11 protein-coding genes are annotated in these 14751 nt (G+C 73.7%); 6 read left to right on the top strand and 5 right to left on the bottom strand.

Annotation, left to right across the window (positions count from 1 at the left end; all coding sequences use genetic code 11):
* The first annotated feature begins 93 nt into the window (after window positions 1-93).
* A complete protein-coding gene (locus WMF43_RS32400) occupies window positions 94-1605 on the top strand; it encodes a hypothetical protein (RefSeq protein WP_437670699.1) in 1512 nt (503 codons plus the stop codon).
* 263 nt (window positions 1606-1868) lie between these two features.
* On the opposite strand, the gene WMF43_RS32405 is transcribed toward WMF43_RS32400, so the two are convergent.
* Window positions 1869-3128 carry an outer membrane protein assembly factor BamB family protein gene (locus tag WMF43_RS32405; protein WP_437670701.1) on the bottom strand — a complete coding sequence of 420 codons (1260 nt, stop codon included), beginning with the start codon at window positions 3126-3128 and terminating at the stop codon, window positions 1869-1871.
* Window positions 3129-3187: 59 nt separating this feature from the next.
* Here WMF43_RS32405 and WMF43_RS32410 point away from each other — a divergent pair, with 59 nt between their 5' ends.
* The 4 genes from WMF43_RS32410 to WMF43_RS32425 all read left to right on the top strand — a co-directional run bounded on the left by WMF43_RS32410 (window position 3188) and on the right by WMF43_RS32425 (window position 7248).
* On the top strand, window positions 3188-4495 hold the full coding sequence (locus WMF43_RS32410; RefSeq protein ID WP_437670703.1) for an SGNH/GDSL hydrolase family protein: 1308 nt from the start codon (window positions 3188-3190) through the stop codon (window positions 4493-4495).
* 485 nt (window positions 4496-4980) lie between these two features.
* Window positions 4981-5352, top strand: coding sequence for a hypothetical protein (locus WMF43_RS32415; RefSeq protein ID WP_437670705.1), 372 nt, complete (start codon window positions 4981-4983; stop codon window positions 5350-5352).
* Window positions 5353-5540: 188 nt separating this feature from the next.
* Complete coding sequence (locus tag WMF43_RS32420; RefSeq protein WP_437670707.1) at window positions 5541-6464, top strand: 1-acyl-sn-glycerol-3-phosphate acyltransferase; 924 nt, start codon at window positions 5541-5543, stop codon at window positions 6462-6464.
* A 253-nt stretch (window positions 6465-6717) separates the two neighbouring features.
* Window positions 6718-7248 carry a hypothetical protein gene (locus tag WMF43_RS32425; RefSeq protein WP_437670708.1) on the top strand — a complete coding sequence of 177 codons (531 nt, stop codon included), beginning with the start codon at window positions 6718-6720 and terminating at the stop codon, window positions 7246-7248.
* Window positions 7249-7358: 110 nt separating this feature from the next.
* On the opposite strand, the gene WMF43_RS32430 is transcribed toward WMF43_RS32425, so the two are convergent.
* Entirely contained in the window at window positions 7359-8426 is a 1068-nt protein-coding gene (locus WMF43_RS32430; RefSeq protein WP_437670710.1) for a glycosyltransferase family 4 protein, read from the bottom strand.
* A 267-nt stretch (window positions 8427-8693) separates the two neighbouring features.
* Between WMF43_RS32430 and WMF43_RS32435 the strand changes: the two genes are divergently transcribed.
* Window positions 8694-10283 (top strand): sigma 54-interacting transcriptional regulator, encoded by a 1590-nt coding sequence (locus WMF43_RS32435; RefSeq protein ID WP_437670712.1) that lies wholly within the window; start codon window positions 8694-8696, stop codon window positions 10281-10283.
* Window positions 10284-10314: 31 nt separating this feature from the next.
* On the opposite strand, the gene WMF43_RS32440 is transcribed toward WMF43_RS32435, so the two are convergent.
* The 3 genes from WMF43_RS32440 to WMF43_RS32450 form a co-directional block, all read right to left on the bottom strand.
* Window positions 10315-10992, bottom strand: coding sequence for a hypothetical protein (locus tag WMF43_RS32440; RefSeq protein ID WP_437670713.1), 678 nt, complete (start codon window positions 10990-10992; stop codon window positions 10315-10317).
* A 141-nt stretch (window positions 10993-11133) separates the two neighbouring features.
* On the bottom strand, window positions 11134-12960 hold the full coding sequence (locus WMF43_RS32445) for a sigma 54-interacting transcriptional regulator (protein WP_437670715.1): 1827 nt from the start codon (window positions 12958-12960) through the stop codon (window positions 11134-11136).
* A 185-nt stretch (window positions 12961-13145) separates the two neighbouring features.
* Window positions 13146-14225 carry a hypothetical protein gene (locus tag WMF43_RS32450; protein WP_437670717.1) on the bottom strand — a complete coding sequence of 360 codons (1080 nt, stop codon included), beginning with the start codon at window positions 14223-14225 and terminating at the stop codon, window positions 13146-13148.
* Between the last annotated feature and the right edge of the window lie 526 nt (window positions 14226-14751).

The raw sequence follows: 14751 nt of genomic DNA on the forward strand, positions 1-14751 counted from the left end.
GTGGGTTGCTCGGCATGTGGGCCCGCTGCTCACAGGCGCTGCGCGCCGGTGAGCCATCGAGAGTTGTTAACCAGCACCCAATGGGAGAGCGACATGGCAAACGATCGCTACGGATACCGAGGCTTCCGCGACGAGGGGACGCGCGACGAGTGGCGTCATCGGGAAGAGCAGGGCCGCTTCCAGGGACACCAGGATCAGCGCGGCCAGCGCGATCGTGACGACGACCAGGGGTCGTTCGGGCGGGGCTCGTACAGCCGCGGCAACTATGCGAACCAGAGCGGTGGCAGCCGGCAGGGCGAGTGGGGCCATGAGCAGCAGCACGGCCAGCAGCAGCACGGCCATTACGATGGGAGCGACGACCGCTGGCAGGCGGGCGGCCACCAGGGTCAGGATTACCGCGGCGGCTTTGGCGGGCGCGGCCAGGATCAGCACGAGCGTGGCCGCTTCGGCGGGCGCGACGAGGACGAGCGCCGCGGTTACGGGCGGGACAGCTCCTCCTGGCAGCGAGGCGGCCGCGACGAGCAGCACTTCAGCGGCCGGGGAGCGGATGACGAGCGCGGCGGGTTCGGCTCGGCGCACCGCGGGCGCGAGGAGCACCGCGGCTACTACGGCCGAGACGTGACCCGCGGTTACACCGGCCGAGACGAGGGCCAGGGCCGCGACTGGTACGGCCGCGACTACTACGGCCGCGAGGAGAGCCAGGGCCGCGGCTACTACGGCCGCGAGGAGAGCCAGGGCCGCGGCTACTACGGCCGCGAGGAGAGCCAGGGCCGCGGCTACTACGGCCGCGAGGAGAGCCAGGGCCGCGGCTACGGCCGCGAGGAGAGCCAGGGCCGCGGCTACGGCCGCGAGGAGCACCAGGGCCGCGGCTACGAGGGTCAGCAGGGCCGAGGCTTCGAGAGCCAGAACCGCGGTTACGGCCGCGAGGAGCACCAGGGCCGCGGCTTCGAAGGGCAGCAGGGCCGCGGCTACGGCCGCGAGGAGTATCAGGGCCGCGGCTTCGAGGGGCAGCAAGGCCGCGGCTTCGAGAGCCAGAACCGCGGTTACGGCCGCGAGGAGTACCAGGGCCGCGGCTTCGAGAGCCAGCAGGGCCGAGGCTTCGAGAGCCAGAACCGCGGTTACGGCCGCGAGGAGTACCAGGGCCGCGGCTTCGAGGGCCAGCAGGGCCGAGGCTACGGCCGCGAGGAGTATCAGGGCCGCGGCTTCGAGGGCCAGCAGGGCCGAGGTTTTGAAAGCCAGAACCGCGGTTACGGCCGCGACGACTACCAGAGCCGCCACTTCGGCCGCGGCGACGAGCGCGGCGGGTTCGGCGGCGGCCAGCGCGGTCGCGACGAGGACCACGGCTTCCAGGGCCGCGGCGACGAGCGCGAGGGCTTCGGTCGCGGCCAGGAACGCCAGGGCCGCGGCGATCTCTACAACCGCCCGGAGCGCCGCCCGAGCTCCGGCCGCTTCATGGGCGAGGAGATCCAGCCGGGCTACTCGACCCGGACCCACGAGCGCGACGACGTTCACGCGTCGCATGGCCGCGACCGCGACCGCGACCGCTCGTTCGGCGAGAGCCACGATCGCTCCGACCAGCACAACCAGAACCGAACCTGGAACTGACCCCCTCGCGCTGAAGCGTCACGCCCCCCAGCGCGTACCCATCAGAGGCACAGACGACGCCGCGCCCCCGACGCGCAGCCCCCTCCGTGCCTCCCCTTCTCCCTCTTCCTCTCCCCCCGCTCCCCAAGCCGCCCGTCGCCGAGCGGGGCTCGCCCGCACAGGAGACGGGCCCAGATCGGCGTTTTCGGCGCGGAGGCGTACTCCAGTACGCCGAGCACCGAAAACGCCGAGGTGGGCCCGTATCCGAAGCGGGCGAGCCCCGCTCAGAGTTCGGTGCCGAGGGCGTAGCGGATCTGGCCCGTCTTCAGCGAGAGCACGTAGAGCGCCGTCCAGGAGGAAACGAAGATGTCGCTCGCCGACACCGCGAGCCCGGCCACGCCCTGTGTCTTCTTGTGGATCTGCACGTCCCAGAGCCGCTTGCCGGTGGCGCCCTCGAAGCAGGCCATCCGCATCCCGCCGTCCCTGTCCTTCATGTCGTAAGGGATGACGAGCAGCCCGCCGGCATAGGCCGCCTGCTGCGTGGTCACGTTCACGCTGGTGGTGAGCGGATCGACGCCGGGCACGAGCGACATCCAGAGCACCTTGCCCCGGTCCACCGCGGCCACCATCGCGACCTGGCTGCCCTTGTCGCGGCTGCCCAGCAAGAAGCGCGGCCCGGGCTCGCTCGGGACGAGCGCGCGGTGCGCCATGATGCCCTCCACCGCGTGCAACGAGGGCAGCCCGAACGCCGCGAACTGGGACCAGCCGATGATCTGGTAGCCGGGCGCCTCCGCCCCGTCCGAGCTCGGGACCGGCTTGCACGGCGCGTCCTTCGCCAGCGCGCGCTTCGCTCCGCTCGCCGGATCCAGCCCGTGCCGCGCGTCGTCGAGCGTCTCCACCACGATCGTCCCGTCGCCCTGGCAGATCCGCCTCGCCTTCTCGCCGAGCTGCGCCGACCACGACGGCGCTCCGGTGCGCTGATCGTAGGCCTGCACCTTGCCGAGCGCGTCGACCGAGATCACCCGGCCGAGGACGATCGCGCGCCGCGCCTCGTGGCTCGCCGCGTCCTTGCTCAGCACCCCCGCCTTCCAGATCGGCTTCCCGTCGCGCCCGTCATAGGCCGCGATCCACTCGTCCCACTGGGTCCCGACGGGGAGCTTGCTCCGGCCGATCACGTCGGGCGCGCCATCGCCGTTCACGTCGGCCAGCATCGGCCGATCGCTGAAGTAGTAACGGGGATCGTCGCCGACGACGGGCGCGCCCGCGCGCGACGACCCCGGCGAACGCAGGAAGGCGGTCGCGGTCGCGACCGCCCCCGCCGCCAGCACGAGGCCGAGCACGAGCCCGAGCGCGCCCGCCCCCGACGAGGGCGGCGCGACCCGGACCACGTGCATGCCCGGCGGGGGCGGCGCGGCGGCCGGCTTCCTGCCGCGATCCACCAGCGAGCGCGCGCCGCAGTAATGACAGGCGACCGCATCGAGCTCCGGCGCAACCGGCAGCGGAGCGCCGCAGCGCGGGCACCTGGTATCGACGATCCTGGCCATCGCCGCGCATCCTACACGAGCTGTTGTCTACCGCGCCGGCCTGCAGCATCCTCCCGCGCATGACGACATCTGCTTACTCTCATCCCTTCCCCCTCCCGAAGCTCGCCGGCGTGTTGTGCATCGCCTGGTCGGCCCTGATAGGCGCGTGCGGGGACGACTCCACCGGCCAGACCAGCGGCACCGGCGGAGGGGCATCGACCTCGTCGGGCAGCGGCTCGGGCACCGGCGGCAACGACAACCAGGGCGGCAACGACAACCAGGGCGGCAACGACAACCAGGGCGGCAACGACAACCAGGGCGGCAACGACAACCAGGGCGGCAACGGGCCGTCGACCGGCGACACCGTCCGCTTCATCGGGCGCTTCGACACGACCGATCCCGCCGGCCCGCGCTTCTCCTGGCCCGGCAGCGCGATCGCGACGCGGTTCACGGGGACGTCCATAAGCGCTCGCTTCAACGACACGGCGCCCGCGAGCGCGCCCGACTACTTCCAGGTGGTGATCGACGGCAAGCCCGAGGGCGTCCTCGCGGTGAGCAGCGAGGAAGACACCTACGTCGTCGCCGAGGGCCTCGCCGACGGCGAGCACGACCTCTTGCTCCACCGGCGGACGGAGACGCTCGTCGGGGTGACGCAGTTCCTCGAGTTCATCCCGGAGCAGGGCGAGCAGCTCTTGCCGGCCCCGCCGGCGCCCGAGCGCCGGATCGAGGTGATCGGCGACTCGATCTCCGCCGGCTACGGCATCGACGGCCCCGACGAGAGCTGCCCGTTCACGAGCGCGACGGAGAACAACTACCTCGCCTACAGCGCCGTGACAGCGCGGATGCTCGAGGCCGACGCGACGATCATCGCCTGGTCCGGCAGGGGCGTGTACCGCAACTACAACGACGAGAACGCCGAGCCCATGCCGGCGATCTACGGCCGCACCATCGCCTCGGAGGCGCAGCCCGCGTGGGACTTCTCCTCCTGGGTGCCTCAGGTCGTGGTGATCAACCTCGGCACGAACGACTTCAGCATCAATGTCCCCGGCCCCGCGACGTTCAACGCGCCGTTCAAGCAGGCCTACGCGGGGCTCGTCGAGACGGTCAGGGGCCACTACCCCGAGGCCCACATCTTCTGCACCGTGGGCCCGATGCTGAGCGACGGGTACCCGGAGGGCGCAGAGGCGCTGACCAGGGCGCGGACCCTCATCACCGAGGTGGTCGACGAGCGGACGGACGGCGGCGACACGCACGTGCACTACGTCGAGTTTCCCACGCACGACGGCGCCACGAACGGGCTCGGCTGCGACTACCACCCGAGCGTCAAGACGAACCAGCTGATGGCCGAACAGCTCGCCGAGGCCATCAAGGACGAGGTCGGCTGGTAAGACGACGCCAGCGCGGCGCAGGGCCGTCGCGTCGCCCCGCGCCTCGCCGGCCGGCGCCGCAGCCCGGCGCCGACACTCCCCGCTCAGCGCCCGCGACGCCGCGGGCCCCTTCGAGCTCCTCCTCCGACCGAAGGCCCGAACCGAAGGCCTGCGCCTCGCGCTGGACCAGACGCCTGCGCCTCGCGCTGGACCAGAGGCCTGCGCCTCGCGCTGGAGCGAAGGTCTGCGCCTCGCCCCGGGCGTACGTGGCATCGTGTCCCCCCTCCCCATCCCCGGCTGTGGCACGTCGCTACACCTGCGCGCGATCCCGCTGCGGCACGGACGCGGCGGCGACGCCCCGTTGATCGAACCTTCGCCAGAGCGCAGCGCCGCGCTGACGAGGCGGCCTTGGTACATGCGGTGCATCTGTTGAACATCAGAACACCAGACAGGCGGCGCCGCCGAAGACGCGTGGGAGCGCGTGCCGCTGAACCAGGAGATCATCCATGTACAGCAAGCAAGACGGCTCCCCGCGGGCCACCTACAAGAGCCACAGCCGAGAGTTCCTGAAGGACGCGCGCGAGCGGGCGGAGAGCTCGGACGACCGGGACGCGTTCATCCCTGCCCCGAAGGACGGACCGGTGGAGGTGGTGGACGAATTCGCCGAGCAGATCGCCGAGCAGTACCTCGCCTCGGCGACCTCGGGCAAAGGGGACCTCACGGAAGACTACGAGGATGAGCTGGATCCAGAGGAGATCGGCGGCCCCTTCATCATCACCACGGCCGAGCAAGAGATCGCGTACAGCAGGGACTCGATGAACCCCGAAGACGCCGAGGTCGAGCCCTTCCCCCTCGTCACGCGCTCGCCGCTGCCCTGAGCCGCACCCCCTCGACCCGACGCAGGCTCGTGCCGGCAAAACCGACCCGCGACGCAGCGCCCACGCGGCCGGCCGAGCCGAGTCCCCCCGCCCCGACAGCGCCCCCGGATCCGTCCCTCGCCCGGCCCGCGCCGGGATCACCGGCGCGCGCTGGCGCGGCGGGCTGAGCAAAGGTAGAGACGGCGGGCATGGCGGAGTCGCTCGAGAGAGAGCTCGCGCGCCTGTCCGGCGAGGAGATGGTCGCGGCGCTCGGGCTGGGCAGGGCGCCCGCGTGGGTGCGGCGCGCCGGGCGCGCGGCGTTCGAGGTGCCCTCGCGCCCGCTCGGGCGGGTGCTCGCGCGCTTCGACCGGCGCACCGGCGAGGCGGGGATCCACGTGGCGGCGCGGGAGGCGCTCGCGGACTTCGGCGCGCGCTGGATCGCGGACGCGCCGCGGCCGGCGGCGGGCGGGGCGCTGCTCGTCCTGTCCAACCACCCCGGCGCTTACGACGCGCTGGCGCTGATGGCGGCGCTCGGCCGGGCCGACCTCATGATCGTCGCCGCCGAGCGGCGGTTCCTGCGCGCGCTGCCCCACGTGAGCCGGCGGCTGCTCTTCGTGCCGATCGACGGCGCCGGCGGCGCGCGCGAGCTCGCGGCGCGGACCGCCGGCGTGCGCCGCGCCGTGCAGCACCTGCGCGGGGGCGGCGCGCTCCTGCATTTCCCGGCGGGCCGCATCGAGCCCGACCCGGCCTTCCCCGCCGCGGGCGAGGCGCCGCTCGGGGCGTGGCACCCGAGCGCCGGGGCGCTCCTCCGCGCGGCCGCCGCGGCCGGCGGGCGCGTCGCCCTCGCGATCGTCTCGGGGGTGCACTCGCCCCGGGCGAAGCGGCTGGCGGCGACGCGGTGGGCCGAGCGGCGCGGGGTGACCACGCTGGCGCCGCTGCTGCAGATCGCGCTGCCAGGGTTCGACGACGTCGCGGTGAACGTGCGGCTCAGCGAGGCGCGGGACGCGGCGGCGGTGGTGGCGGACCGGCCGGGAGATGACGCGGCGCTGACCGGACGGCTCCGCGACAGGGCCGCGGAGATGCTCGCGGCGGCGGCGGGAGACGGGCCGCGCGCTCCTGGCGAACGCTGGTAAACCGGACACCACGGGAGCCGAGGTGCCCGGCCCCCCAGCGAAGGGGATCGCTCGGGCCTGCGTCCATTCCGGCGAGCAGGCACAAATTGCCACCGAGACAGCGCGTTTTTGGTCGAGCGCTGCAACGAGGGTGTCAAACGAGACAGCATTCCCGTTCGCCTGGGCAATTTGCCATGCACAGAAGCGTTTCCTGGTCGATTTGAAGATTGACGCGTGGATCTCCATCGCTGGATCCTCTCGAGTGAGGATATTCATGCGCAAGATGCTGCTCGCTGTCGTCATGTCGCTCGCGCCGCTCGGATGCGCGAGCGGCTTCGAGCCGCCGCTGGTCGCCGGGAAGATCGTGCTCACGCTGGGATCGCAGCAGCTCTTCCTCGACACGGGGAACAACGGAGAGACCGCGGTCGGCTTCGACGAAGACGAGCCGGGCAGCTGGTACACGGACTGCGGGCTGCGAGATGGCGAGTTCCAGGTGATGATCCACAACGAGGCGATCCGGGAGAAGAAGGGCTTCTGGGGTGTCAACATCCGCGCGGCCGTCGACGCACCTCAAGAGGACATGAACGTGTTCGTCAGCCTGGGCGAAGACTCGCTCAGCGGCGTGTGTCAACTGAAACACACGACGACGAGGGAGAGAGACCCTTATGAAGGCGAGCTCTCCGCCGAGGCGTGCCTCGTCAAGGACCGGAGGGAGGATCCGGACGGCCTGCAGGAGGCCCGCTTCGACGCCTTCATCCGCGCCAAGCAGTGCTTCCTGATCAACGCCGACGGCTCCGCAGACTAGCACCTCGCCCGAGCACCCCGTGTCGCCGCGCGCACCGTCAGGCCCACGGGAGGGGGCCGGACACCTCGCGAGACCCCGAGGCCCCACGACCGAGCTCACCCGGCGCGGCGCTACCCGCCGGACGAGGATCCCGCCCGCAACGCAACGGCGCGCGCGATCGCCGCCCGCACCGCCGCCGCGGTGCCGTCCCAGGTGGGCAGCCCAGCGGACCGGGCCACGGCCGCGCGGCGCATGCTCGCCCGCAGCGGCGCGTCCGAGAGGAAGCGGGAGAGCGCCCGCACGAGGCCCTCGCCGTCGTCCCAGAGCAGCGCCTCGGCGCCGTCCTGCACCACCTCGGCGACGGCGCCGGCGCGGGCGGCGAGCACCGGCACGCCGGCGCGGACCGCCTCGGTGAGCACCATGCCGTACCCCTCGAGCGACGAGGGCAGGATCAGCACGTCCGCCCGGGCAAGCTCGGCGGCGAGCGCGTCGTCGCCGAGCACGCCGAGCGCCGCGACGCGCGCCCGCAGGAAGGCCGAGCCGGCGATCGCCCGGCGCACCGCGCCGCCGTAGGCAGGATCCCGCGCGCCGTCGCCGACGAGCACGAGCGTCGCGGCCTCGCTCCCGATCCGCTCGAACGCCGCGAGGAGCTCCAGCAAGCGCTTGCGCGGGATGAAGCTCCCCACGAACACGATCCGCAGCGGGCCGCCCTCCTGCGCGGCGCAGGGGAGCAGGGCGAGCCGGTCCGCGCCCGGCGGCGCCACGTCGACCCGGGCGAGACCGTGCTCGCGACGGAGCCGCGCCGCGGTCGTCGCGCTCGTCGCGAGGTGCACGTCCGACAGCCGGCTCACCGCCCCCTCGAGCAGCGAGAGCGCCGCGCGCCGCGGGCCGGGCGGGAGCTCCCACGCGCTCAGGTGGTGCACCAGGAGCACGCGCGCGATCCGCCGCGGCAGCGCCGCGAACGCCGGGCCGAGCTCGCGGAAGCAGAGCTCGTCGCCGACCACCGCGGCGGGCGCCGTCCGCGCGAGGCGCCGCGACAGCGCGAGCCCCGAGAGGAGCCGCGAGCGCGGCGCCGGATCGAGCGACACGACCTCGACGTGGTCGCCCTGCGCGCGCAGCCGCTCCACGACGAGCCGGTCGTAGAGGTAACCGCCCGTGATCTGGTCGAGGGCGCCGTAGACGATCCAGGCGATACGCATGGGGCCGCGGTGCAGGAGGCCGGCGTGATAGACGGCCTCGCGGCGCCGGGCAACAGGCGGCCTCGCGGCGCCGGGCAACAGGCGGCCTCGCGGCGCCGGGCAACGCGCGGCCTCGTGGCGCCGGGCAACAGGCGGCCTCGTGGCGCCGGGCAACGCGCGGCCCCGCGCCCCGCGCGCCGCCGTACCCGCCCGGCGCCCCGACCGGGCTCTGCCGCGGGGCGGCGCGCACCGTGGCCAGAGAGCAGGCGCGGGGTGTAGAACGGTACCGTGACGACCCATCGTTCAGGCCGGCATCCGCAGGCCGGGGCGGAGCCCCCGGGCCACCGCGCCGCCGCCGGGCTCCCGCGGCCTCAGGTCGCGCGGGAGCTCACGGTCTTCGCCGGCGACGCGGTCGTCGTCCACCCCCTGCCCGCGAGCGGATCGGTCTCGATCGGGCGCGCCGCCGAGAACGACATCTGCATCAACCACCCCTCGGTCTCGCGCCGGCACGCCGTCCTGCACCTCGGCCCGCCGCTCCGGATCGAGGATCTCGGCGGCACCAACCCGATCTCCGTGCGCGCCTCGCGCGCGGGCCCGGGGCCCACGGCCGCCGAGGCGGGGAAGACCGAGGACATGCGGCAGGTCTCCCGGCAGGCCATCGAGATCGCGCCGGGCGACTGCATCACCCTCGGCTCCGCGCTCGTCGTCGTCCGCCTGGCCGAGGCCGCCGTGAGCGGGCCTCCCGCGGGCCGCGACCCCGCCGCGGCGCCGGGGGAGCACGGCGACATCATCGTCCGGGACCCGGCCATGATCGCGCTCTACGAGCAGGCCTACCTCGCCGCGCCGGGCCTCATCAGCGTGCTTTTGCTCGGCGAGACCGGCACGGGCAAGGAGGTGCTGGCCCGGGCCATCCACCGCCGGTCCTCCCCGGCCCGCGCGCGCGGCCCCTTCCTCGGGCTCAACTGCGCCGCCCTCTCGGAGACGCTCCTGGAGAGCGAGCTGTTCGGGCACGAGAAGGGCGCGTTCACCGGGGCGCTGCAGGCGCGGCCGGGGCTGTTCGAGGCCGCCGACGGGGGCACGGTGTTCCTCGACGAGGTGGGCGAGCTGCCCAGGGCCACGCAGGTGAAGCTGCTGCGCGTGCTGGAGGAGCGCCAGGTGCTGCGCGTCGGCGGCCGGGTCCCGCGCAGCATCGACGTCCGTTTCCTCTCGGCCACCCACCGCGACCTCGAGGCCGAGGTCGCGCGCGGGGCGTTCCGGCAGGATCTGTATTTCCGGCTCAACGGGGTCACGCTCACGATCCCGCCGCTGCGCGAGCGCGCCGCGGACATCGCGCCCCTGGTCCAGCTCTTCGCGGCGAAGGCGTGCAAGGCGTTCGAGCGGCGGCACGTCCCCCGCGCCTCGGCCGAGGCCCTCGCGCTGCTCGAGCGCTACCCGTGGCCGGGGAACATCCGGGAGCTGCGCAACGTGATCGAGCGCGCCGTCATGCTCTGCACCGGGGACACGCTGCTCCCGGAGCACCTGCCGCCCAAGATGAGCGCCGGCGCCGCGCCCCCCGCCGAGAGGGCCGGCGCCGCCGCGGCGGGGCGCGAGGCCGCGGGCGGGGCGCCGGAGCCCGCGGCCGCGGCCGACGCGGGGCCCGCGGCCGCGGCGGACGCGGGGCAGCCCGGCGCGGGGCAGCCCGGCGCAGGGCTGCCGAGCGCAGAGCAGCCCGGCGCGGGAGCGCCGAGCGAGAAGCAGCGGATCATCGAGGCGCTCGAGAAGTGCGCGGGCAACCAGACCTACGCGGCGAGGCTGCTCGGGATCTCGCGGCGCACGCTGGTGTCGCGGCTCGCCGCGTACGACCTGCCGAGGCCGCGAAAGCCGCGCGAGAGGCCCTGACGCCGCCGCTCCACGGCGCAGGCGCCCGCGGTCAGCCCGCGCTGCGGCGCGTAATCCAGCGGAGCACCCTCAGGATCGCGTCGGCCTCGGCGCGCTCCGCGTACTCGCGCGACCAGGAGAGCGTGACGGCGAGGCGCGGGGCGATGTCCGCCGGGCGGACCACGGCCTCGGCACGCACGAACGTCCAGATGTCGCCCACGGTGAAACACCCGAACGCCTCGAGGGGCCCCCCCTCGCCGGCGCGCGCGATGCCCGTCCAGAGGACCGCCAGCATCGCCGCGAGCAGCTGGGGCCGCGGATCGACCGCGTCGATCCCCCGCTTCGCCTCCACCACCAGGAGGAACGGCAGCCCCGGCGCTCCGGCGAGCACGCCCTCCGGCGCGAGCACGCCGTCGACGAGGCCCCCGATCTCGGTGTCCGAGTAGGGATCTTTGGCCGCGATCGGGACCTCGGCCCAGGCGCGCACGTGGTCCATCTCGGCCAGCTCCAGCAGGGGATAGACCGCGCGAGACCACAGCGTCGCCTCGTTGAGCGTCGTCGGCTGCGCGCGCGCGAGCTTCGCGGTCAGGTACCGCAGCTGGCTCAGCGCGGCCTCGTCCGGGGGCTCGACCGCCGCGTCCCACGGGTCGTCCGTCACGCCTCGGCTCGCCAGCGCCGCCAAGCGAGCGATGTCGTCGAGGGTCGCGGAGGCGAGCGACAGCTTCGTCATGGTGACCCAGTACGCTATATCGACGCACACCGGCGGCGGCAACTCGCGCTCTCGAGCCGGGGGGCAGGGCGCGGTCAGCGTGCCCGGCGCAACCGGTGGCGCAGGCGGCCCGGACGGCGCGGAGGTGCGCGCCGCGCCCGCTCACTCGTCGCGGAAGCCGAGGCCGAACCGATCGATGCGCCGCTTGATCATGATCCGGGTGATCCCGAGCTGCCGCGCCGCCTCCGACAGGTTGCCGCGCGCCGCCTTGAGCGCCTCCTCGATGAGCCGCCGCTCGGTCTGATCGAGCGCGGCGAACCGCTCGGCGAGCGACGCGCCCTCCCGCGCGGCCGGCGCCGCGTCCCTCGGGCCCTTGTGGAGGCGCGCGCTCAGGTTGTGCGTGTCCACGATCGGGAGCTCGGCGTCGATGGCGGCGCGCTCCATCTCGTTGCGGAGCTCCCGGACGTTGCCGGGCCAGTCGTACGCCTTCAGCGCGGCGAGCGCGGCCGGCGTGAGGTCGAGCTCCCGCTTCCCCATGCGCGACGCCGCCGCCCGGAGCAGCGCCCGCGCGAGGAGCTCGACGTCCTCGCCGCGCTCCCGCAGCGGGGGCACCGAGAGCTCCACCACGTTGAGCCGGTAGTAGAGATCCTCGCGGAAGCGCTTCTGCGCCATCTCCTCGGTGAGGTCCTTGTGCGTGGCCGACACGACCCGCACGCTGACGTGCACCGGCTTCTCGGCGCCGAGCGGCTGGATCTCCCCCTCCTGGAGCGCGCGGAGGAGCTTGGCCTGCGCGGCGAGGCCGAGGTCGCCGATCTCGTCGAGGAACAACGTGCCGCCGTCGGCCAGCACGAACTTGCCGCGCTTCCGCGCGACGGCGCCCGTGAAGGCGCCCTTCTCGTGGCCGAAGAGCTCGCTCTCGACCATCGACTCCGGGATGGCGGCGCAGTTGAGCGTCACGAACGGGGCCGCCGCGCGCGGCGAGACGTTGTGGAGCGTGCGCGCGACGAGCTCCTTTCCGGTCCCGCTCTCGCCCTGGATGAGCACGTTGGCCGCCGCGGCGCCGTACTTCTGGATCTGGGTCTTGAGCCGCCGCATCGGCTCGCTCGCGCCGATCAGCTCGCCGGCCGGGCCCTCCGGGCCGAGCGCCTCGGCGAGCGCCTCCATCCGGCGGTAGCGCTGCGCGCTCTCGAGCGCCGCGGCCATCAGGTGGCCGACGGCCAGCAGGAAATCGAGGTCCTGCGGGGTGAAGCGCGACGACGGCCGCCGCTCGTCGACGTAGAGGAAGCCGAGGAGGAGCGAGCCGGCGAGGAGCGGGACCGCCATCGCGGTGAGGATCCCCGCGCGCACGAGGGTCTTCGGGGCGTCGCGCTCGCCGCTGTTGTGGACGATGACGCCCTCGCGCCGCGCCGTGACCGCCTCGAGCAGGGTGCGGCTCACGGCGATGTCGTCGGGCCCTGGCTCGCCCGCGCGCGTGCGCGCGAGCCGGCGGAAGCCGCGCGCGCCCGGGTCGGCGAGGCCCACCAGGGCGCGCTCGCAGCCGAGCACGTCGAGGATGGACTGCAGCGCCCGGCCGAGCAGCTCGTCGCGGTCGTCGAGGGTGAAGGCGGCGCGGCTCAGCTCGTAGACGAGCTGGAGGCGGCGGTCGCTGTCGTTCCGCAGGGGCGCGAAGGCCGCCGTGGCCTGCTGGTGGACGAGCTCCGGCTCCTCGTCGTCCCGGAACGTGAGCAGGACGTTGCCGACCTGGACGCGGTCGCCGGCCCGGAGGACGTGGGTCGAGATCTTCGCGGCGTTGACCAGCGTGCCGTGCGTCGACCGGAGATCCTCGACCTGCCAGCCCTGCTCCGACCGGGTGAACCGGGCGTGGAAGCGCGAGACCTGGTGGTCGTCGAGCACGACGTCGTTCTGCTCGCTCCGGCCGAGGCGCAGGCCGTCGTGGAGCGGGAGCGTGTACGACACCTGGCCGGGTTCTCGGACGACGAGGTAAGGCATGGGCGCGCGCGGAGCATTGTCGCCCACGACCGCGGAGCGGCGCAACGACCGGGGATCCGGGCCCCGGCGCCGCCCGGCGCGGCGCCTCAGCCGGCGTCGCCGGCGTGGAGCCCGGAGGGGTCGCGCGCGCCGCCGCGAGCGCGGCAGGAGCTCCGGCGCGCGCGGCGGACGGCGCCGGCGACTGGCTAGTAGGTGGAGCAGCGTCCAGCGTTGCCGGTCCCCACGTTGTTGCAGTAGTAGCAGCCCGACGTGCCGGTGTAGTAGTTGCGCGCGTCGCAGATCTTCCTGCACGTGCCGCTGTAACACTGGTAACCGGCTCCGCAGGTCTCCCCGGAGCAGGCGGCCCCCGCAGGGGTCGTGCCCGGAACACCACAGGTCGCGAAGCTGCCGCCGGCGTACTGGCACGCTTCGCCGGCAGCGCAGCCCGTCTGCGCCAGGAGATCACAGGTCCCCTCCGGGGCCGGCCCCTCGAAGCCGATGTCGCTGTCCGGCAGGCCGAGGCTCATGCAGTTCACCCCGAACGTCCCGCTGCTCACGCGGCAGAACTTGACGCAGGTGCCCTGGTCCGGGTTTTCCGGATCCACCTTGAGGCACTGCGCGCCCTCGACGCACTGATCCGAGGTGCACGGCGAGCCCACCGGCAGCGACCCCGGAGACGCGCAGAACGTGCGGCCGGTCGAGTCGGCGAGGAGGCAGGTCTGCTCCGACGGACAGCCGTTGCCGTAGTAATAGTAATAAGGGATCAGCTCACACTGCCCCAGACCCTCGCTCGACGCGACGTCGAAGCGGATGTCGACCGCGCCGTCGCCGAGGGTGATGGCGCCCTGTCCGGTCGTGAACGTGAACGAGATCTCGGTCGTCGCGGCGGCGCCGACCTCGAAGCTCTGCGGGTTCTGCGAGACCAGGGCCGCCGAGACGGGGGACTCCGTGCCGTCCGCCTCGATCCGGGCGAGCGCCCAGCCGTCCTCCAGGCGGACCGTGTAGGGCCCCTGGAACAGGCTCGCCGTCAGCGCGGTCGCGTACGGATCGCTGTCGGACTCGAGGGTGGCCGCGTGGACCCCGTTCGTCGAGTGGATGGAGAACACGGCGCCCTGGAGGCGGAAGTCGCCGCCCGCCGAGGTCACGAGCGGCAGGCTGACCCTACCGACCTCCTGCTCGCTGTGCGAGTCCACAGGAGACATACATCCGATCGCCGTCATCGCTCCGACGGAGACAAGGAGCGAGAGCCCGAGATGAAACGGCCTGAACTTCATCGTGTGATCCATCCTTCTGCCTGCTCGGCGCGTGGCGTGAGGCCCGACGTCGACCGTCGATCGCGCCGAGGAAAAGGCGGCGCGATCACGCTCGCTGTCAGGCCAGCGTGAAGCGGTGAGAGCCCGTGGTGAAGCGCGGTGTGCCGCGGCTGCCGTCGAGGCGCGCGTGAGCGTCGCGCCTCGCGTGCGGCAGCCATCCCCGCCATCGACTACCGCATCTCGCAACGGCCATGCCAGCGCGGCGGCGGCGGTGACGGGGCCGCGGAGCGCGGCCGCGCAGCCCCGGGATTTCGTGCCGCGCGCGGCGAAGGCGCGGCCGCGCCGGGCGGGGTTCGTGGTCCCGCCGGGGTCAATCCGGAGGTCGGCGCGGGCCGCGCGGGATGCTGGAGTTGATCGTTTGATCGAGCGGATCGATCCGATCGATCCATCCGCCGCGGCCGCGCGACCCCGGGAGCCCACCAGAGGCCGGGCCGCGCGGGGCGCTCCGCGAGGGCGCTGCGCGAGCGCCGGCTCCGGTCGCGCTGGCCCGGCGGTTGCA

It is taken from the genome of Sorangium sp. So ce131 (genome assembly GCF_051519095.1).
Classification (GTDB): Bacteria; Myxococcota_A; Polyangia; order Polyangiales; family Polyangiaceae; genus Sorangium.